Origin of the sequence: Herbaspirillum sp. YR522 (assembly GCF_000282575.1) — a bacterium.
GTDB lineage: Bacteria > Pseudomonadota > Gammaproteobacteria > Burkholderiales > Burkholderiaceae_D > Herbaspirillum.
The window spans coordinates 34,595-54,530 of record NZ_AKJA01000120.1 but is presented as its reverse complement, the minus strand read 5'-3'; the positions used below and the strand labels follow the sequence as shown (position 1 = coordinate 54,530).

Sequence of the window (19,936 nt, the reverse complement as noted above, 5' to 3'; positions counted from 1 at the left end):
GCCCACGTGGCGGAATTGGTAGACGCGCATGGTTCAGGTCCATGTGCCGCGAGGTGTGGGGGTTCGAGTCCCTCCGTGGGCACCAAAACATAAAAGGTCGATTGGCGAAAGCCAGTCGGCCTTTTGCGTTTTGGGGCCCACGAGCAAAGCGCCTGCGCGCTTTGCGGGGGGACGAGAAAGGCTGGCCTTGCAAGGCCAGCCGGGGTCGCGGAACGTGACCGAGTCCCTCCGTGGGCACCAAAACATAAAAGGTCGATTGGCGAAAGCCAGTCGGCCTTTTGCGTTTTGGAGCCCTCCTTCGGTACGCCGCTGCGCGGCTACTCAGGATGATCGGCTTTTTCCTCTAATATCCCTCCCCCCGTTCGGCCTGGGTAGCTGCGCAGCAGCGCATCGAAGGATCACCATCCATGCGTCTTCGATACGGCCCTGCGGGCCTACTCAGTCCGAACGGGATGCTACACAGGGTCGATATTTTGATTCAAGCCTCGGTCGGTAAACCAGATACCGTTCGGACCGTCCGGTTTTTCCTTTGATATTCATTCCCCGTTCGGCCTGAGTAGCTGCGCAGCAGCGTATCGAAGGATCACCATCCGTGCGTCTTCGATACGGCCCTGCGGGCTTGCTCACCGAAGGCGCTTCCCTGCCAGCGAATCGTCACCGCATGCGAATCACCACCTTGCCGCGCGCATGACCGGTGGCCAGTTTCTCCAGCGCCGCACGGGTATCAGGCAATGCAAAAATCGAATCGATGATGATCTGCAGCCTGCCCGCCTGGAACTGCCCGACAGCCTCGGGCAAGGCGGGTGCGGCATCGGCGAAGAACACGGATTGAGCATGCACGCCGTTGACCGGCGCGATCCCGAACTCCACCAGCGTGACGATGCGACCGCCCGCTCTCACCATCGGCCACGAACGCTGCAAGGTGGCACCGCCGATCGTATCGAGCACCAGATCGATGTCGCGTACCTGCGACATGGCCGACGTGCGATAGTCGATCACTTCGTCAGCGCCCAGGCCCATCACCAACGCCGTGTTTGCGGCCGAGGCCGTGGCGATCACGTAGGCACCCGCCAGGTGCGCCAGCTGCACCGCCATGCTGCCCACGCCGCCGGCCCCGGCGTGGATCAGTACCCGTTGGCCGCGCGCCAGCTTGCCGTTGTCGAACAGCGCCTGACGCGCCGTGCCATAGGTGGACGCAAGCGAAGCGGCCTGCTCGAAACTCATCTCCGCCGGCATCACGCACAACTGCTGCGCGTCGATGCAGAGGTGCTGCGCGAAGGCGCCACCCGCAGTGGGCGCGCAGCGACCGAATACCCGCGTGCCGCGTTGCAGATGGCTCACCTCGGCGCCGGTGGCTACCACCACGCCGCTGAAGTCGGTGCCCGGCACATAGGGGAAGCTCACCGGAAAGACTTGCTGCATGTAGCCCGCCAGGATCTTCAGGTCCAGCGGATTGGCGCTGGCCGCTTCTATCCGCAGCGCCACCTGGTGCGGCTGCAATGCCGAGCCCGGCGGCACTTCGGCGATCGTGACGACTTCGGGGCCACCGAAGCCGGTAATGACTGCTGCTTTCATCGTTATCTCCGTTCGTGCATCAGGATTGCGGCGGGAACTGGCCGAGCTGGAGGAACAGGCCGAACCAGTCCTCCATATGCCAGGTGGTCGTGATCCGGGCGCCGTCGAGGGCGTGGAATTCATGCAGACGGAAGCTGACGTGCTTGCCGGTGGGCGCAATACCGAAGATCGGCCCCTGGTGGGTGCCGCTGATCTCGGCGCGCACGGCGACACGCCCCGGCACCTGCAGCAGATCGTGAATGACGATCTTCACGTCGGGGAAGGCTGCGGCGAGGCTGCCGATGATGGGCTTGATGCCCTGCGGTCCGGGCTCCTGGCCGGGCGCCATCGGAATGTCGTCCCAATCCGGCGCCAATACGGCGTCAACCAGCTCGGGGCGTTCTCGCTGAAAGCGCGATACAGCGTCTCGACGGCCTGGCGTTCGATCGCCATGCGTTGCTCGGCAGTTCGGTCGGAGATGTTCATGGTGTGCTCATTGCGTGGTGGAGAAGTCACGCAGTGTGCGACGTGGAGTAAAATCAGTCCAACAAATAACCTTTATAGATAATTATTCGATATATGGATTTTCATGGCATCGACTTGAACCTGCTGGCGGCGTTCGACGCCCTGATGAGCGAGCGCAACGTGACGCGCGCCGCAACCCAGGTAGGCGTGAGCCAGCCGGCCATGAGCGCGGCCCTGTCGCGCCTGCGGCTGCTGCTGGCAGACCAGTTGTTCCTGCGCAGCGCCGATGGGCTCCTGCCCACGCCACGCGCGCGTGAGCTGGCCGAGCCGATTACCCAGGCGCTACGCCAGATCGAAGCGGCATTGGTGACGAAGTCGCCCTTTGCGCCCGAGAAGGCATCACTGTCCTATCACCTGGGCATGTCCGACTACGCTGCTTTCGTGGTCCTGCCGGCGCTGCTGGAAGCGGTGGCGATCCAGGCACCGGGAGTGACCATCCATGTGCATGCGTTCAATGACCGCGATGACGCGGTGTCGCTGCTCGACGCGGGCGCCATCGATGTCGCCATCGGCGTGCCGCCCACGTCGGCGGAAGGACGCATCCTGACCCGCCCGGTTCTCAGCGACGAATTCACCACCATCATCGCCCGCGATCATCCGGCAGCGCGCCGCGCCATGACCTTGCAGACCTACCTGTCGCTGGTGCATGTGCTGGCCTCGCCCGAAGGCCAGCGGCATGGCCTGGTGGATCAGGCGCTGGCGCAGCTGAACAGGCAGCGCACGCTGGCGCTGACCTTGCCGCAGATGTTTGCCGTGCCTGCCGTGGTAGCGCGCACCCAGATGAGCGCGACCGTGCTCAAGCGCGTGGCGCTCAATTCCCCGGTCGGCAACCAGTTGGTCATGTTCGCACCGCCGGTGGCGTTGCCACCGATCGAGTTTCACCTGATCTGGCATCGGCGAAGCGATGGCAATCCGGCCCAGGCATGGCTGCGCGAGTCGATCGCGGCGGTCACGGCGACGCTGTAGCGCATCGCCTGCCGTGCATCCGGGCGCGACTCACTTCCTGGCGGGCTCGACCTGCGCCCGCTCCACCGCCCCCCGGACCTCGAAGCGCACGCTATCGAGCTGCGCCCCCGCGCTATCCTGCAACACCAGCAGATGCCTGCCCGGCCATGGCATCCAGTCGGCCAGCAGCTCATCGCGCGAACCCTGCACCCGCATCGATTCGGGAATGGTCTTGCCATCGAGCACCCAGCGGCTGCCGGCCGGCACGCCCTGCGCCCGGAAACGGATGCGCTGGCGCTGCGGCGGAATGTCGGGGTCGAGCGCGCTCAGCATGCCCGCCGTCGGATAGGCGATGGCGGTGCGGATGTCGGCGCCGCGCGCTACGCGAATATCGTCCTGCGCGGTGCCAGGCAGGAAATATTCGGTGCGGCTGGCCTCGATCTGGTCCTGGTAGTGGATGGTGCGCGCCACGACGCCGGCAGGCGTGCCAGGCACGGCGACCTTCATCGGCGTGCCGCGCGCGCTGTGCAGGTATTGCATCACCTCTTGCCAGACCGGCGCCGCACCGGTCACGCCCGAGACGTCCCACATCGGCGCGCCGGACGCATTGCCGACCCACACCCCGACCGTATAACGGGTCGAATAGCCGACACACCAGTTGTCGCGCATGTCCTTGGAGGTACCGGTCTTGACGGCGCTCCACATGCGCGTGGCCAGCGCGTTTTCCAGGCCGAAGGTGCGCGCCCTTGCGCTGCGGTCGGACAGGATGTCGCCAACGATGAAGCTGGCCTCGGGGTTCATCACCTGCACCGGTCGCACTGCCCCACCCTGTTCCAGCCGCGTGCGCAGCGGCGAGTAACGCCCCTGGTTGGCCAAGGCGCGATAGGCATTGGCAAGATTGGCCAGGGTCACGTCGGCGCTGCCCAGCGCCAGGCTGTAGCCGTAGTAGTCGCCGTTCTCGCGCAGGTTGAATCCGAGCGCCTGCAGGCGCTGGAAAAACCGCTCCGGCGTGACCATCACCAGCGTGCGTACCGCCGGGATATTGAGCGACGAACCCAGCGCCGTGCGCAGGCTGACCAACCCCTTGAACTGCTTGTCGTAGTTCTGCGGAACATACAGCCCGGCCGTCGTCGCCAGGTTGACCGGCGAATCGTCCAGCAGCGAGGCCGCCGTCAACCACCGGTTCTCGATCGCCTGCTCGTACAGGAACGGCTTGAGGGTGGATCCCGCCTGGCGCTGCGCGACCACGCCGTCGACATCGGCGGCCCCCGACAGGCTGCCGCTGGAACCGACCCAGGCCAGCACTTCGCCGCTGGCGTTGTCGATCACGATCACGGCGCCATCTTCGATATTGCGCTCGACCAGGCCCGATAACTGGCGCCGCAAGGCCTGGTTGGCAAAACGCTGCAGCGGGGCATCGAGCGTGGAACGCAACTGCTGCCCGGGCCGCTCCAGCAGCTTGCGCGCCAGGTGCGGCGCCAGTTGCGGCGCATCGCTGGCCCCCGGCAGGTCGCGTCGTGCCGTAGCGCGCGCCAGGTAGAGCTCGGTGCGTCCTTCCAGGCCCTGGCACTGCTCGGGCACGCCTTCGTCCTTGAGGATGGCGCAGGCCCGCTCGGCCACCCGGCGCGGCGTGGCGTTGGGGCCGCGGATGAGCGCCACGGCGACCGCCGCCTCGCTCTCGTTGAGCCCGCTGGGGTGCTTGCCGAACATCACGCGCGACAGCGCGTGCACGCCCACCAGTTCCCCCCGGAACGCGACCAGGTTGAGATAGGCTTCCAGGATCTGGTCCTTGCGCCAGCTGCGCTCCAAGCCCTGGGCCACCCACGCTTGCGACAGCTTCTGGCTGAGCGAGCGGGCATTGGACTTGCGGCGCAGGTCGTCGTGCAGCAAGCCAGCCAGTTGCATCGTGATGGTCGATGCGCCGCGCGTGCGGCTATGCCACAGGTTGCCCCAGGCCGAGGCCGCCACGGCGTTCCAGTCGATTCCGCTGTGCTGGTAGAAGCGCCGGTCCTCGGACGCCACCAGCGAGCGCCGCATGGCCGGCGATACGTCTTCCAGGCTGACCCAGGACAGCTTGCGTTGGTCCATGTCGACCCGCTGGCGCTGCAGCAACTCGCCGTGGCGGTCGAGCAGGCTGGCCTCGGACGGCACGAAGTCGCGCTTGACCTCGGCGAACCCGGGCGCCGCCTGCGCCGCCGGCGGCCCCAGCAAGGCCGCCGCCAGCAGCGCCGCGGGCAGGGGCCGTATCACGGTGCCGCCTTGACCACCATCTTCTGGTTCGGCAACTCGCCGAACATCTCCGGTGCATACATGGCCTCGACCCGGGTCGGTGGCAGGTTGAATTCGCCCACGTTGTTCAGGCGCACCGTGTAGCTGATGCTGGTGCGGCCCTTGGGCATCGATTCGTAGTAGGCGCGATAGGCCTCGAAGCTGCGCTCCTCATAGGCCAGCTGGCCGCGTCCGGCATCGTCCCTGGGCTGGCTGCCCTGGCCGATGACCGAATCGCGTCCCAGGCCCGAGCCCAGCAGCGTGGCGCCACCCGGCAAGGGGTCGCTCACCACTACCCAGGTCATGTCGGTCTGGGCATCGATCTCCAGGCTCACCCGCAACACGTCGCCCCGGCTATAGCTGCCGCCGACCTTCTGCTCCACCGCTTCGATCTTGCGCGTGATGCGATAGCCGCTGGAGAAGGCCTGCGTCAGCGGCACCGCCACCAGGCTTTGCAGCGTGACCCAGGGCTTGCCGGCGCCGTCATGGGCGAAACGCGCCACGCCGCCGCTGGCAGTGGCCGGCCATGGCAGTTGCAGCTTGCCGCCATCACTGCCGGCCGCCCAGGCAAAGCTCTGCGTGGCCGGCTCCACGCTCACGCGGGTGGTGCCGGCGGGTTTTTCCGTCTCGAACTTGCGCGCGAAGCGGTCCAGTGCCAGGCTGCCCCAGACGTTGGCGGTGGTGGTGTTCCAGTGGCCGCGCTGCTGGCGGGCGATGGCGCCGGCCACCAGGCGCGGCAGGTCGTCACGCCAGGCGGGATTGTTCAATTGCAGCAGGATCAGGCGGTTGGCGTTGGCGTCGGCACCACTCATGAGCCACCACCAGTAATCGTCCTGCTCGCTTGAAAACCCCATGCGCGTGCCCTGGAAATCGAGCCTTGCACGCAAGATCTGGTCGGCTTCGTCGAGCTTCTTCTGGCGCTCGGCGATGGCAGGCACCCGCTGCAGCACGGCAATCCAGTCCAGCAGGCCGGAGGTCGGCCACTGGTTCGGGTTGATCTGCAACGAGCCCAGCATGGCCGGCTGCACCCGGCCATAGCGCGACAGCGCTTCGAGCGCGGCCAGCTTGCGCACGTCGAGATCTTTCCTGGGCGACCAGAACTGGCGCGTGATACGGCCTTCGACGAAGCCGGCCAGGCCATCGAGCATCTTGTCGCGGCTTGGCGTGGGAATGGCGTAGCCGGCTTCGTTGGCCGCCGCCAGCAGATAGGCAGTGAGCGTATCGCTACCCCGTCGCGCCGACGAGTCCGGCGGCGGGAAGTAATACGCCAGGCCGTCACCGTCGAGGTAGGTCGGCAGGTCGGCGGCGATGCGCTGCCACCCTGCCTCGTCACGCAGGCCGATGGCCTTGGAGGTCTTCTGCTCCAGGCACGAGAACGGATATTGGGTGAAGTAACGGGTCAGCGCATCGCTGCCACCGGCCAGGCTGGCCTTGAGCCCGACAGCCAGTCCACCGCGTCCCGGCAGGCTGCCGGCCGGCTGGACGATATCGATGCTGGCGCTCTTGTCGAGCTGGAACAACGTGGCCTGCTGCACCGTCACCGGCACCGCCGGCAACACCCGCTGGCTCAGCTTGATGGCGTCGCGCGCACCGGCGCCGCCCTGCTCCTGGGCGTTGATTTCCCAATTCAGCTGGTTCAGGTCCTGCGCCACCGTGACCGGCCACGCCAGTTCGCCCGATTGGCCCGCCCCCAACGCCAGTTCGCGCTCGGGCAGGCTCAGCGCACTGCCCTCTGCGCGCGCCACGACCTTGATCTTCATGTCGCGGTTGGTGGTGTTGCGCAGCGTGACCATGGCGTTGAAGCTATCGCCTTCGCGCACCAGCGGTGGCAGGCCCGAGATCAACTGCACATCCTGCGTGGCGCGAATCGAGGTGCTGCCGGTACCGAACAGGTCGGCGCCGCTGTCGGCGATGGCGACGATCCGGAACGAGGTCAGCGCATCGTTCAGGGGCACCTCCAGTTGCGCCCGGCCGTCGCCATCGAGCTTGACGCTGGGCTTCCACAGCAGCAGCGTATCGAACAACTCGCGGGTCGGCGCACGACCGCCGCCGCCGCCCGCCGGCGTGGCTTTCTTGCCGTAATGGCGCTTGCCCACCACTTGCATCTGTGCCGTCGAGGTCTCGACCCCGTAGCTGCGCCGCTGCAACATCGCCTTGAGCAAGTCCCAGCTACCGTTGGGTTGCAGTTCGAGCAGTGCCTCGTCGACTGCCGCCAGCGCAAATTCCGCGCCGGCCGCCGGCTTGCCGTCGGGCAGCTTCACCTGCACCTGGACCTTGGCCACGCCGCGCACCGGATAGCTGGATTTATCGGTGCTCACCGCCACCTGCAGCTTGTGGGCGGCCTCGCCCACGCCGATCTCGGCGATGCCGTATTTCCAGGCCGGCTTGGACAGGTCGACCATGGTGCCCGGCGCCTGGTACTCGCGGAACTCATGCCACCAATTGACCGGTTCCTTCCAGCCCCACAGGAAGAACGAGTACCACGGCACGTCGCGCATGCGCCCACGCACGGCCAGCACCGACACATAGACGTTGGGCCCGTAGGCGGCCTTGACCGGTACGCTGATATTGGGGTCCTGCCCCGACAACTGCACCACCTGGGTATCGATCACGCCTTCGCGCTCCACCGCCACCAGCGCGGTGGCATGGCGAAACGGCATGCGCACCTGGAAGCGCGCCGTCTCGCCGGCCTGGTAGGTCTTTTTCTCGGGCAGGATATCGATGCGGTCCTGGTTCTCGCCATCGAACCACAGCTCGCCGCGACCGGTCACCCACACCGACGAATAGGCCGCGCTGGTGTTGCCGCGCGCGTCCTTGGCGCTGGCGATCAGCTCGACGTTGCCAGGCTCGGACAGTTCGGTGTCGCAGTTGAACATGCCATGGGCGTCGCTCTTGCCCGCGCACAGCTTGCCCAGGTCTTGCGTGGTCTGGTCGTTCTCGTAGGCGTAGAAGCCACCCACCATGCGCTTGCGATGCGAATTGGTCTTGCGGGCGATGGCGCGTATCTCGACCGCCATCCCGGCCTGCGGCTTGCCGTCGGTGTCCAGCGTGACCGCCGTCAGGGTCAGCTTCTTCTTGACCGAGATCCAGTTGCCGGCGCGCAGGCCGACTGCCACCGCCGAGGGCCACAGGGGCGTCACGCCGGAGATGGTCTGCACCTCGCCGTTGGGGTCGTTATAGGTCATCTCGGTGAGCAACTCCTGGGCGCGCGAGATGGCCGGCAGCTTGGCGATGACGGCGCTGGCGCTGCCGTTCTTGTCGAGCGTCACGGCCAGCTTGTCGGCCACGATCTTCTGGTCGCCGGCGGCACCGTTGTCATCGTCTTGCGGAGGCACGAACGAGAAACCGTCGTAGCCCGCAAAGCTCACGCTGCGTGCGCGCAACAGGCTCGATACCCGTACCTGCTGGCCAGCCGCGCCACCGCCGTTGAGGTAGTTCAGCTGCAGCTGCAGCGGCAATTCCTTGATGGCCACCTGGGGCCCCTTGGGCGCACTCATGCGCCCCTGCATGAGCGGCAGTCGGAATTCTTCCACCCTGAAGCTGCCGGTGTAGAAGGCATGCTGGCCACCGTCGCCGTCGCCGCCGTCGCCATCGGCGTCACCGTTGGCGGCGTCCTGGCGGTTGGGGTCGGCGCGGCCTTGGTCCAGCACCACGTCATAGGCGCCCAGCTTGGCCTGCTTGGGCAAGGCAAACACGGTCTCGGCACTCTTGCCGGCGCGCCAGGACAACGGGAACTGGAATTGCTGGCCGCTTCCCTGGTGCGTGATGCGTACCCGCGTGGGCAGGTCTTGCGCTCGCATCAAGCCAAAACCCTGCATCGACTCCACGCGCATGAGGTGCTTCATCGACACCGTCTCGCCGGCGCGCAACAGGGTACGGTCGAAAATGGTGGTGGCACGGGTGGTGGCTTGCCGGGATGTGTCGGTGGGCAGGTTGAAGCGCCACGATTCGATACCGTCGTTCCAGGAGGTAAGCGCAAAGGCCATGTCGGCGCGGCCCTTCTCATCGCTCTTGCGGGCGCTGACGAACAGGCCGCCGATGCGCCCCTCTTCATAGGGCAGGTTGAGGCACGGGTCGTCCAGTGCCGGCAGCATGGCCACGCCGGCGGCGTTGGTCTTGCCCTGCCATAGCGACTGGCCGGTGCAGCTGGACACGCGCACGTCGGCATTGGCCACCGGCTTGGCGTCATCCAGGCGGGTGACCCAGACCGCGCCGTTCTCGCGCCCCAGCTTGACGTGCACCGACAGGTTGGTCACCAGCGCGCTGGTACGGACGTACATCGGTTGCGGCTTGCCCAGCAGCGACGCCCCCAGCTTGTGCGAGGCCAGCTCGACGACGTAGAAGCCGGGGTCGGCCAGGGGAATGCCGACCACCTCGAACGGCCAGCTGCCTTCGACCGCTTCCTTGGGTTGCGGCAGGTTGAGCGTCTTCACCCCCGGCTCGCGCTCGAGCAGGCTGATGCCGCGCGAGTCGACCTGCTTGGGGTTGCCCCACTTCTCGTGATAACGGTTGAGCCGGCTCAGCCAGGTGATGATGCCGCGGTCATCCTGAACCTTGAGATCGGCCACCTTGCCCGGCATGGCGCGCCCATCGGTGCCGCGCACCTGCAACGATGCCTCGACCCGGCGCAGCGTCACCGGCAAGGCCGGATCGGCATTGAGCTCGATGATGCCGAACGGCGCCGCCGGGAATTTTGCCAACGGCGGGAAATCGGCCATGGCCGACTTCAGCGGAAAGGCGCTGGCGTTGGCCAGCACGCGACCATCCTCATCCTTGAAACCCGCAGGCAGGTGCAGCGTGAAGGCCGATTTCTCGACGAACGGCGGCTTGAAGGTGACCGCGTTGACGGTATCGCCGCGCTCATCCTGGCTGAAGCTGGGCTTGATCTTGCCGCTGCCGCCGTCGAGCACGACCTGCTCGGCCAGCTTGCGCGGCACCGGCGAGGAAAACGACAGCGTCACCGGCAGGATCGGCGAGCAGGCGGCATTGGCGTTCTCGCGCTGGCAAGAAAAGCTGGCGCTGAATTCGCTGCGCACCGTGTACTTGAACACCTGCGGCTGCGTGGTGGTGATCGCGGGCGCATTGGCCGCGGCAATGCCACGGTCCCATACCAGGCGCACGGCGGCGTCGTTGGGCAGGCGCTGCTGGCATTGCACGATAGTGATGGTGGCCGGATCGACCTTCTCGTCGAAACTCTTGAGCAAGGCCTGGCGCTGCTGCGCCGGCAGCAGCTTGACGGCGATCCGCTCGTGGATGCCCTCGGCCTCGCAATACAGGTGTTGCAGCACCGAGGACTCCACGGCGGCGCCGTTCTGGTACAGCACGAAGGCCTGGTCTTCGGTGATCAGCTGGCCATATTCAGGGCGGGTGCGGCTGACCGCCGGCCCGCCGGTGCTGAACTGGTAGCGGCGCTTGCCAGCGACCGCATTGCCGGCGGCCGAACGGGCGGCGCCGCGCAGGGTGAGCGCGCAACTGGTGCCGGGCGGCAGGTCGCGTTCGAAGTCATAGACCCAGTTCTTGTCGTCGGCCCAGCGTGGCGTGCCAGCCACCGGGCAGTCGACGTCGAAAGGCGCGGCGGCCTTGGGATCGCCGAACTTGACCATCGATTCCGAAAAACGTACGCGCACCTGGCGAATCCGTGCCACCTCGCCCTGCGGCGAGACGCTGGTGACACTGGCCGTGGCCGCGTCGGCCACGGGTGCCACGGTCCATGCCAGGACCACCGCCGCGACTGCTGCCAGCGCTGCGCGCAACCATTGTTTCTCGATGGCGCCGCCGCCCCCCGTTGTATTCATCTTGCTCTCCGACTCGTATTTATTCTAGGTGATGTTTCGCGCGATGCGATGCTGCCCAGCCTCAGACCGGGGGCCTGCCATTTTGTTGCATTGGCGATTGCCCTGTTTCACAAACGCTCGTGCAGAAAATCGAGGAAGCAGCTGATGCGCCTGGCCAATTGCGTGTTGCGATAATAAACCGCCGATATCTTTTGCCGATAGCCGCTGTCGGCCTGCGCCAACAGGCGCACCAGGCGGCCCTCGGCGATATCGGCCTGCGACATGAAGTCCGACAGGCAGGCAATGCCCTGCCCGTGCAACGCCAGCTGGCGGATCGTCTCGCCGCTGGACGCACGCACCGCCGCACGGGCCGGATAACGATCACCGCCAGCATGCAGCAGCGGCCACATGTTAAGCGAATCCGGCTGCGAAAAACCCAGCAAGGTGTGCGCGTCGAGCGCTTCGACGTCCTGCGGCACGCCGTGCGCGGCGAGATAGGACGGACTGGCCACCACGTTCATGCGGGCGGTACTGAGCGACTTGGCGTGCAGGGTCGAATCCTGCAGCTCGCCAATGCGAATGGCAATGTCGGTGCGCTGCTCGACCAGGTCGATGAAACGGTCATTGGTGGTCAGTTCGAGTTCGATGCCCGGATAGGCGGCGCGAAACGCCCCTACATGCGGCACGATGCAATGCAGCAGGAACGGCGCGGCGGCATCGACGCGCAGCTTGCCGACCGGCTTTTGCGTGCGCAGCCGCATCGACTCCTCGGCCTGGTCGAGCGCGCCCAGGATGCTGCGTGCCTGCAGCAGGAACGCCAGGCCCTCTTCGGTCAGGTCCATGCGCCGCGTGGTGCGGGTCAACAGGCTGGTGGCGAGCTTTTGTTCCAGCCGCGTCAGCGCGCGGCTCACCCCCGAGGTGGTCTGCCCCAGTATCTCGGCGGCCGCCGACAGGCTGCCGGCCTCGACCACCGCCACGAAATTGCGCAGGTCTTCCGATTCAATCGCCATCATTGACTCCAGATCAAATATTCTTTGATTTTAACGGTATTTTTCTCAACAAACACTTCACGCATACTGCATGCCATCCTGCCTTCAACCTTCAACCTGGGAACACTGCCATGCCAATTGCACTCTGGGCGCTGACCATCAGCGCATTTGCCATCGGGACCACCGAATTCGTGATCATGGGCTTGCTGCCCGAGGTCGCCACCAGCCTGGGCGTGACGTTGTCGGCGGCCGGCATGCTGGTCACCGGCTATGCGCTGGGGGTGTTCGTCGGCGCGCCGCTGGTCACCGCCACCACCGGCCGCCTGCCGCGCAAGACCCTGCTCATGGCGTTGATGGTGGTATTCGTCATCGGCAACCTGGCCTGCGCCATGGCGCCCGACTACAGCACACTGATGATCGGACGCATCATCGCCTCGTTTGCCCATGGCGCGTTCTTCGGTGTCGGTTCGGTGGTGGCCACCGGCCTGGTGCCGAAGGAAAAACAGGCCTCCGCGATCGCCCTGATGTTTACCGGCTTGACCGTGGCCAACGTGCTGGGCGTGCCGTTTGGCACCTGGCTGGGCCAGATCTACGGCTGGCGAGCCACGTTCTGGGCGGTGACTGCCATCGGCGTGCTGGCCCTGGCCGCGACCGGCTGGCTGGTGCCACGTTCGCAAGGCGGCGAGGCAGCCGACTTCGGTCGCGAGTTGCGCGTGCTGGGTCGACCCCAGGTGCTGCTGGGACTGGCGATGACCGTGCTGGGCTTCGGTGGCGTGTTTGCCGCATTCACCTATATCGCCCCGATCCTGACCGACATCAGCGGCTTCGCACCGGCTGCGGTCTCGCCCATCCTGCTGCTGTTCGGGGTCGGCCTGGTGATCGGCAACCTGGCCGGCGGCAAGCTGTCGGACCGGCGCCTGATGCCCACGCTGGTCGGCAGCCTGGTCGCCCTGGCGGTGGTGCTGGTGCTGTTCGGCCTGACCAACGAAAACAAGATCGCATCGATCGTCGGCGTCGGCCTGCTGGGCATGGCCGCCTTCGCCACGGTGCCGCCGCTGCAGATGCGGGTGCTGGAAAAAGCCACCGGCGCGCCCAACCTGGCATCGTCGGTCAATATCGCCGCCTTCAACCTGGGCAATGCCGCCGGCGCCTGGCTGGGCGGCCTGACCATCGACCACGGGCCTGGCCTGCATGCGGTGCCCTACGTGGCCGCCATCCTGCCGCTGGCCGGCATCGCCGTGGCGCTGGTGAGCTGGCGCATGGACCGCGCCGCGCCCTTGCCGGCCACGCACCAGCCGCAGGCGCGCTAGTACTGCGGTGCCCCCTGCCACGCCCGATGCCCCGCATCGGGCGTTTTTCGTTTGGGCCTGGCCCTCGCGACCAGCAACTTTGGCCCCTTCAACTGCAACTTTTATCGGGCGCGATTACCTAATCGGTTCTTTCATCTGCAGCAACTGGCGGCGGCAAAATGCGCCACAACTTATAATTCCAACGATCGATCCTGGCCACTTGCTTTCCCGCGTTCCCGACCTCATGGATAACACACAACACCGACACAAGATCCTGCTGATAGATGATGAAGAGATGGGCGCCGAACTGGTGGCGCAGATGGTGGCCGATGACGGCGACCTTGATTTCAACAGCGTTTGCGATCCCCGATCGGCCTTGGCCGCCGCCCATGAACTGCGCCCCACCATCCTGCTGGTCGACCTGCGCATGCCGGTCATCGATGGCTTCGAGGTGATTCGCCTGCTGCGCCAGGATGGCCCCGATCCGGATGTCCCCATCATCATGCTGTCGTCCGAGGACGACCCGGTGCTCAAGGTCAAGGGTTTCGAGATCGGCGCCAACGACTACCTGGTGAAGTGGCCCAACCGGCGTGAACTGATTGCACGCATCCGCTACCACTCGCATGCCTTCCTGGCCCGGCGCGACCGCGACGCAGCGTTCGCCGACCTGAAGTTGAGCCAGCAGCAGTTGCTGCAGAAGAGCCAGGAACTGGAAACCAGCCAGGCGGCGTTGTTCCAGGCGCAGAAGATGGAGGCGCTGGGCAACCTCACCGGTGGCATCGCGCACGATTTCAACAACGTGCTGCAGATCATCAATGGTTCGCTGAGCCTGCTCAAGATGTATTGCGCCGGCAATGAGCGGGCGGCGCAAAAGATCGACGTGGCACTGGCCGGCATTGCCCGTGGCTCGCAGCTTTCGTCGCAGTTGCTGGCCTTTGCCCGGCGCCAGCCGTTGCAACCCGAGACGGTGGTGGTCAAGAAACTGGTCGACGATGTCTCGATCCTGCTGCAGCATGGCCTGGGCGAGACGATCCGGCTCGAAGTGGGGCCGATGGACGACCTGTGGAACGTGACGGCCGATCCCGGCAAGCTCGAGAATGTGCTGCTCAACCTGGTCATCAACGCCAAGGACGCCATGCCCAACGGCGGCGCCGTGAAGATCAGCGCGCACAATATCGCGCCCCGGCAGTTCCGCAACGACCCCAACCCGTTTGTCGTCATTTCGGTCACCGATACCGGCGCCGGTATCCCGGCCGAGATCCGGGAACGGGTGTTCGAACCGTTCTTCACCACCAAGCCCAAGGGCAAGGGAACCGGGCTTGGCCTGAGCATGGCCTATGGCTTCGTCAAGCAAAGCCATGGCCATATCACCATCGACAGCATGGTGGGCGCCGGCACTACCGTGTCGATCTACCTGCGCGCCACGCTCGACACGGCCGCGCATGCGGTAGTGCGCGAGGCACCGCCCAAGACCGATACCAAGGAACTGGTGCTGGTGGTCGAAGATGAGGATGGTGTGCGCTCGTCGACCATCGAGTTGCTCGAGGCACTGGGGTTTCGCACCCTCAGCGCGGCCGACGGCGAGGCGGCGCTGGCACTGGTCGAATCGAACGACGATATCGATATCGTCTTCACCGACGTGGTCATGCCCGGCCCGGTCAGGAGCATCGATTTCGTGCTGCGGGCGCAGGCCCTGCGTCCCGGCCTGTCGGTGCTGTTTACGTCAGGCTATGTGCAGAGCGACGTGCTGGAGGAATGGAGCGGCAAGTCCGATATCAATTTCCTGGCCAAGCCCTATAACATCGACGACTTGGCCGCAAAACTGAAATACCTGCTGGCGGTGCAGCCTACCCTGCCCCATTAAGGACGCAGGGAAGCGCGCACCGATCCTGGCGGCGGTTCGTTGAGCACGGCCCAGAATATCCCCAGGTCGGAGATGGCCTTGATGAATTCCTGGAAATTGACCGGCTTGACGACGTAGGCGTTGACGCCCAGTTCATAACTCTTGACCACGTCCTGCTCTTCGCGTGACGAGGTCAGCATGACCACCGGCGTGCTCTTGAAGGTGACCGACTCACGCACGAATCGCAGCACTTCCAGGCCGTCGACCTTGGGCAGCTTGAGATCGAGCAGGATCACGGCCGGGTTGCCCGGCGCACGGTCGTGGTAGGGACCGGTGGCATTGAGATAGTGCAATGCCTCGCTGCCATCGCGGATGACGATCACATCGTTGGCCAGCTTGCTGCGCTCGAGCGCGTGCAGCGTCAGTTCGAGGTCGTTGGGATTGTCTTCGACCAACAGGATTGGTTTGAGCATTAGTGCCTCGCTTCCAGTGGAAGTACCTTCGGTAATGAGAATGAAAAAACCGCACCCTGGCCGGTCTGCCCTTGGGCGGACACCGTTCCCGAATGCCGTTCGATGATGCGTTTGACGTTGGCCAGACCGATCCCGGTCCCCTCGAATTCTTCCATGCGGTGCAAGCGCTGGAACACGCCGAACAGCTTGTGACTGTAGGCGGCATCGAAACCGACGCCATTATCCTTGAAGATGAACGTGATGTGGTCGCCGTGATCTTCGAAATCGACGTCGATCACGGCCTGCGCCTGCGAGCGCGTATATTTGACTGCATTGGATAACAGGTTCTGCACCGCCAGCGCCAGGAACCGGGCGTCGCCGTCGACTTCCGGGAATCGGGCCACGTTCCACCGGACCTGGCGCTCGCCGATGTCCTGGGTCAGCCGTTCGATGGCGGCGCTCACCAGCACGTTCATGTTGACCTTGGAGATGTGCAGCGACGCCCTGCCCATCTGCGAAAAACTGAGCAGGTCGTCGACCAGCTTGCCGGCGAACTGTGCCGATGACTTGATGTTGTTGAGAAAGCGCACGCCCTTGGCGCTGAGCCGCTCCTGCTCCATCTCGATCAACATGTCCGCAAAGCCGACGATGTGGCGCAGCGGCGAGCGCAGGTCGTGCGATACGGAATACGAGAAGGATTCCAGTTCCTTGTTGACGCGTCCCAGGTTGTCGGCCAGCTCCGCCATTTCTTCGGCACGTCGCAGCACGATGCCCAGCAACGCGGTGCGAAACTCCAGCGCGGTATCGATCTCGCTCTGGCGCCAGCTCTTGGATATGCCCTTGACGGTCTCGCTCCAGACGGCAAAGCTGCGACGCGGCGACAGCCGCGACGGATCCGCGGCGGTGGCCTTGAGATGCGGGTTGCCGGCCCAGTTGATGGTCTGCACGATTTCCGGACGGAACCAGATCAGGAAGTGATCGTGCAACTGCGAAATCGACAGCGCCAGCACGCCGCTGGCGACCTCGGCATAATCGGCGGCACCCGGATACTGGCTGGCCAGGCTGTCGGTCTCATACACGTCGCCGGCGCGATTGCGGGCGATCCACTGCACCAGGTCCTCGATCTGCTGCGAGCTCGGCGTGACCCCGAACAGCGATATCTCGCCTCCCAGCACCAGCGCCGCGCCGGAGGCGTCGACGAACTCCAGCAGGTCGTGCGATACGGTGGCCAGGTTGACGGCGAAATGGTCCGGCTTGGACAGCGACGCCAGCAGCCGCACCAGCGTATGCCGCAATTCGAGGCGATGATTGAATTCTTCCCGCTCCTCGGCGGCCTCGAAGTGCACCGCGAGGATCTGTCCCAGTTGCTCGCAGATGGCACGGGTCTCGAAGCGCACCCGCAGGGGTTCGAAGTTGTGGCAAGAGACCAGCCCCCACAACTGGCCCCGGATGATGATCGAGATCGACATCGACGCCAGCGTGCCCATGTTCTTCATGTACTCGATGTGCACCGGCGAGACGCTGCGCAACACGGCAAAACTGAGGTCGACCGGTTGCCGCGTGATGGCGTCGAGCTGCGGCACGATGGGCACGGGCCGGTAGTTGGCGTCGCTGATCAGGCGCACCCGGTTGGCCACGTACAATGCGCGCGCCTGTTGCGGGATGTCCGAGGCGGGAAAATGCTGGTGGAGATACGAGGGATAGCCGGCCGAGGCCGTTTCTGCAATCACTTCGCCGTTCTGCTCGGCGTCGAAGCGATACAGCAGCACCCGGCCGAAACCGGTCAGCGCCTTGATCTCGTTGATTGCCAAGAGGCTCATCTCGTCGACCGTACGCGCCTCGGCCAGCGCGCCGACGAATTTGGTCACCAGCGGATAGAAGAAGTTGACCTGCGTGCTGGCATCCGGCGGCACTGACTCCAGTTCGACGATCAATGCCGGGCCGCTGGTGTGGGCCAGCACTTCGTGGCGCTGACCGGCCTGATCCAGGATCCCCAGGTAACTGGGACGAAAATCGATCGCGGCATCCGACAACCTGGCCTCGAGCCAGGCTGCCGCAGCTGGCGTGAAGGCCTGGCCCAGCGGCTGGCCGACCAGGTCGGCGGCGCGCTGGCCGGACGGCGCCGCGAAATTCTCGCTGACATGCAGGATCACCCGGTCGACTGCACGCAGCACCAGCAGCGCGCCATGCGGCTGGACGCTGCCCGGTAGGTGGATCGGCTCCCTGTCGCAGTTCGACAGCAGCGCCGTCTGGTCGGTGTGTTGGGTCATGGAGCGTGTTTATCGATGACTGGCAATATTCGGACGTCCTCGCGTGGTTCGTGTAGTTCGCGAACTAAAAAATACCCCTTCGGGAGGGGTATGAAAATATTTTGGATAGCTAGTTCACGCTGCCGTCCAGCCGTGGCCTCAGGCAGCACCCTTCTTCACCCAGGCTGCCAACTGATGCGCCCCCAGGCTGTCGTATTCTTCGAACGGCTGGTGGATCCACGGATTGGTCGCCAGGTAGTCGACATGATAATCGGGTTCGACGATCGAACATGCCTTCCACCACAGCACCGCACTCTTGATCTCGGTCACCGCCGGATAGTGCTCCTTCAGGTGGGTCACCACCTTCTTGAGCGTGACGCCCGAATCGACCAGGTCGTCCACCAGCAGGATGCGTCCACCCAGGGTGCCCTTGGTGATGGTGATGTACTTGGCGATATCGAGCGAGCTTTGGATGGTGCCGGCCGCTTCGCGGTACGAACTGGTCGACAGGATCGCCAGTGGCACATCGAAAATGCGCGACATCACATCGCCCGGCCGCAGCCCGCCGCGCGCCAGGCACAGCACCTGGTCAAACTGCCAGCCCGACTCGTGCACCTGAAGCGCCAGGCGCTCGATGAGGCGGTTGTAGTCTTCCCAGGTGACCCACAGGTCCTTGTCGTCAGATATCTTCATTGTTGCTCTTGCATTGTTACGTGTTCGTTTGATGCTGGATTACTTGAATGGATGGCGCAGGACGATGGTTTCTTCGCGGTCAGGGCCGGTGGAGACCATGTCGATCGGCACGCCCACCAGTTCTTCGATGCGCTTGATGTAGGCGCGGGCATTGGCCGGCAACGCGTCGAGCGACTTGGCGCCGACGGTGGACTCGCTCCAGCCCGGCATTTCTTCATAGATCGGCTCGCAACCTGCCGCTTCCTCGGCGCCCACCGGGAAGATGTCGACCTCCACGCCGTTGAGCTTGTAGCCGGTGCACAGCTTGAGCGAATCGATCCCGTCGAGCACGTCGAGCTTGGTCAGGCACATGCCGGAGACGCCGTTGATCTGTACCGAGCGCTTGAGCAAGGCGGCGTCGAACCAGCCGCAACGACGGGCGCGACCGGTGACGGTGCCGAACTCGTGACCGACCGAGGCCAGGTGCTTGCCAACGCCGGCATCGGTGGGCAGCTCGGCCGGGAACGGGCCGGAACCGACACGGGTGGTGTAGGCCTTGGTGATACCCAGGATGTAGTGCAGCATGCCCGGACCCACGCCGGTACCGGCGGCGGCATTGCCGGCCACGCAGTTGCTGGAGGTGACGAACGGATAGGTGCCGTGGTCGACGTCGAGCAGGCTGCCCTGCGCGCCTTCGAACAGGATCTTGCCACCGGCCGCATGGGCGGCGTACAGGTCGCTGGAGACATCGGAGACCATCGGCTTGATGCGCGGCACGTTGGCCAGGGCGTCGTCCAGGGTCTTCTGGAAATCCACCGGCTGGGTCTTGAGGTAATGCGTCAGTACGAAGTTGTGGTAGTCCAGGTTGGCCAGCAGCTTCTCGGCGAAACGCTTTTCGTTGAGCAGGTCGGCCACGCGGATGGCGCGGCGCCCCACCTTGTCTTCATAGGCCGGGCCGATGCCCTTGCCGGTGGTGCCGATCTTGGCTTCGCCACGGGCGGCCTCGCGCGCCACGTCCAGCGCGACGTGGTAAGGCAGGATCAGCGGACAGGCCTCGGATATCTTCAGGCGCGAGCAGACCTCGACGCCGGCGGCCTCGAGCTTGTCGATCTCGCGCAGCAGGTCGGGCACCGACAGCACCACGCCGTTGCCGATGTAGCAAGCCACGCCGGGACGCATGATGCCCGACGGAATCAGTTGCAGCGCGGTCTTCTGACCACCGATGACCAGCGTGTGACCGGCATTGTGACCGCCCTGGAAGCGCACCACGCCTTGCGCGTGATCGGTCAGCCAGTCGACGATCTTGCCCTTGCCCTCGTCGCCCCATTGTGTACCGATGACGACGACATTCTTTGCATTGCTATTCTGTAACATGA

12 protein-coding genes and 1 tRNA gene are annotated in these 19,936 nt (G+C 65.1%); 4 read left to right on the top strand and 9 right to left on the bottom strand.

Annotated elements, in window-relative coordinates:
* Window positions 1–85 (top strand) — tRNA-Leu (locus PMI40_RS17180).
* A 569-nt stretch (window positions 86–654) separates the two neighbouring features.
* On the opposite strand, the gene PMI40_RS17175 is transcribed toward PMI40_RS17180, so the two are convergent.
* On the bottom strand, window positions 655–1,575 hold the full coding sequence (locus PMI40_RS17175) for an NADP-dependent oxidoreductase (protein WP_008117875.1): 921 nt from the start codon (window positions 1,573–1,575) through the stop codon (window positions 655–657).
* 19 nt (window positions 1,576–1,594) lie between these two features.
* Complete coding sequence (locus PMI40_RS17170; RefSeq protein ID WP_238540972.1) at window positions 1,595–1,930, bottom strand: ester cyclase; 336 nt, start codon at window positions 1,928–1,930, stop codon at window positions 1,595–1,597.
* A gap of 203 nt (window positions 1,931–2,133) precedes the next feature.
* On the opposite strand from PMI40_RS17170, the gene PMI40_RS17165 reads away from it, so the two are divergent.
* Window positions 2,134–3,045 carry a LysR family transcriptional regulator gene (locus tag PMI40_RS17165; RefSeq protein WP_008117872.1) on the top strand — a complete coding sequence of 304 codons (912 nt, stop codon included), beginning with the start codon at window positions 2,134–2,136 and terminating at the stop codon, window positions 3,043–3,045.
* A 30-nt stretch (window positions 3,046–3,075) separates the two neighbouring features.
* Here PMI40_RS17165 and pbpC read toward each other — a convergent pair whose 3' ends face one another.
* From pbpC to PMI40_RS17150, 3 genes are all read right to left on the bottom strand, one after another.
* Window positions 3,076–5,274 carry a penicillin-binding protein 1C gene (gene pbpC / locus PMI40_RS17160; protein WP_008117870.1) on the bottom strand — a complete coding sequence of 733 codons (2,199 nt, stop codon included), beginning with the start codon at window positions 5,272–5,274 and terminating at the stop codon, window positions 3,076–3,078.
* Entirely contained in the window at window positions 5,271–11,087 is a 5,817-nt protein-coding gene (locus PMI40_RS17155) for an Ig-like domain-containing alpha-2-macroglobulin family protein (protein WP_008117868.1), read from the bottom strand. The genes pbpC and PMI40_RS17155 overlap by 4 nt, the downstream gene beginning before the upstream one ends.
* Before the next feature lie 107 nt (window positions 11,088–11,194).
* The gene (locus PMI40_RS17150) at window positions 11,195–12,076 is read right to left on the bottom strand and encodes a LysR family transcriptional regulator (protein ID WP_008117866.1); all 882 of its coding nucleotides are present in this window, start codon (window positions 12,074–12,076) and stop codon (window positions 11,195–11,197) included.
* 110 nt (window positions 12,077–12,186) lie between these two features.
* On the opposite strand from PMI40_RS17150, the gene PMI40_RS17145 reads away from it, so the two are divergent.
* Window positions 12,187–13,365: an MFS transporter gene (locus PMI40_RS17145; protein ID WP_008117863.1), complete on the top strand. Its 1,179-nt coding sequence runs from the start codon at window positions 12,187–12,189 to the stop codon at window positions 13,363–13,365.
* 223 nt (window positions 13,366–13,588) lie between these two features.
* On the top strand, window positions 13,589–15,208 hold the full coding sequence (locus tag PMI40_RS17140; RefSeq protein WP_008117862.1) for a response regulator: 1,620 nt from the start codon (window positions 13,589–13,591) through the stop codon (window positions 15,206–15,208).
* Here PMI40_RS17140 and PMI40_RS17135 read toward each other — a convergent pair.
* The 4 genes from PMI40_RS17135 to PMI40_RS17120 form a co-directional block, all read right to left on the bottom strand.
* Window positions 15,205–15,660: a response regulator gene (locus tag PMI40_RS17135; protein ID WP_008117860.1), complete on the bottom strand. Its 456-nt coding sequence runs from the start codon at window positions 15,658–15,660 to the stop codon at window positions 15,205–15,207. The genes PMI40_RS17140 and PMI40_RS17135 overlap by 4 nt on opposite strands.
* Window positions 15,660–17,909, bottom strand: coding sequence for an ATP-binding protein (locus tag PMI40_RS17130; RefSeq protein WP_008117858.1), 2,250 nt, complete (start codon window positions 17,907–17,909; stop codon window positions 15,660–15,662). The genes PMI40_RS17135 and PMI40_RS17130 overlap by 1 nt, the downstream gene beginning before the upstream one ends.
* 138 nt (window positions 17,910–18,047) lie before the next feature.
* Window positions 18,048–18,581, bottom strand: a complete 534-nt coding sequence (locus tag PMI40_RS17125; protein WP_008117857.1) for a phosphoribosyltransferase — start codon at window positions 18,579–18,581, stop codon at window positions 18,048–18,050.
* A 39-nt stretch (window positions 18,582–18,620) separates the two neighbouring features.
* Window positions 18,621–19,934, bottom strand: a complete 1,314-nt coding sequence (locus PMI40_RS17120; RefSeq protein WP_008117855.1) for an adenylosuccinate synthase — start codon at window positions 19,932–19,934, stop codon at window positions 18,621–18,623.
* Between the last annotated feature and the right edge of the window lie 2 nt (window positions 19,935–19,936).

What these genes read in the sequence shown, in the direction of transcription:
- PMI40_RS17155 (WP_008117868.1), bottom strand. Translation starts at nt 11,087, where the DNA reads ATGAATACAACGGGGGGCGGCGGCGCCATCGAGAAACAATGGTTGCGC.
- PMI40_RS17120 (WP_008117855.1), bottom strand. Translation starts at nt 19,934, where the DNA reads ATGTTACAGAATAGCAATGCAAAGAATGTCGTCGTCATCGGTACACAA.
- PMI40_RS17165 (WP_008117872.1), top strand. Translation starts at nt 2,134, where the DNA reads ATGGATTTTCATGGCATCGACTTGAACCTGCTGGCGGCGTTCGACGCC.
- PMI40_RS17130 (WP_008117858.1), bottom strand. Translation starts at nt 17,909, where the DNA reads ATGACCCAACACACCGACCAGACGGCGCTGCTGTCGAACTGCGACAGG.
- PMI40_RS17140 (WP_008117862.1), top strand. Translation starts at nt 13,589, where the DNA reads ATGGATAACACACAACACCGACACAAGATCCTGCTGATAGATGATGAA.
- PMI40_RS17175 (WP_008117875.1), bottom strand. Translation starts at nt 1,575, where the DNA reads ATGAAAGCAGCAGTCATTACCGGCTTCGGTGGCCCCGAAGTCGTCACG.
- PMI40_RS17135 (WP_008117860.1), bottom strand. Translation starts at nt 15,660, where the DNA reads ATGCTCAAACCAATCCTGTTGGTCGAAGACAATCCCAACGACCTCGAA.
- PMI40_RS17145 (WP_008117863.1), top strand. Translation starts at nt 12,187, where the DNA reads ATGCCAATTGCACTCTGGGCGCTGACCATCAGCGCATTTGCCATCGGG.
- PMI40_RS17150 (WP_008117866.1), bottom strand. Translation starts at nt 12,076, where the DNA reads ATGGCGATTGAATCGGAAGACCTGCGCAATTTCGTGGCGGTGGTCGAG.
- PMI40_RS17125 (WP_008117857.1), bottom strand. Translation starts at nt 18,581, where the DNA reads ATGAAGATATCTGACGACAAGGACCTGTGGGTCACCTGGGAAGACTAC.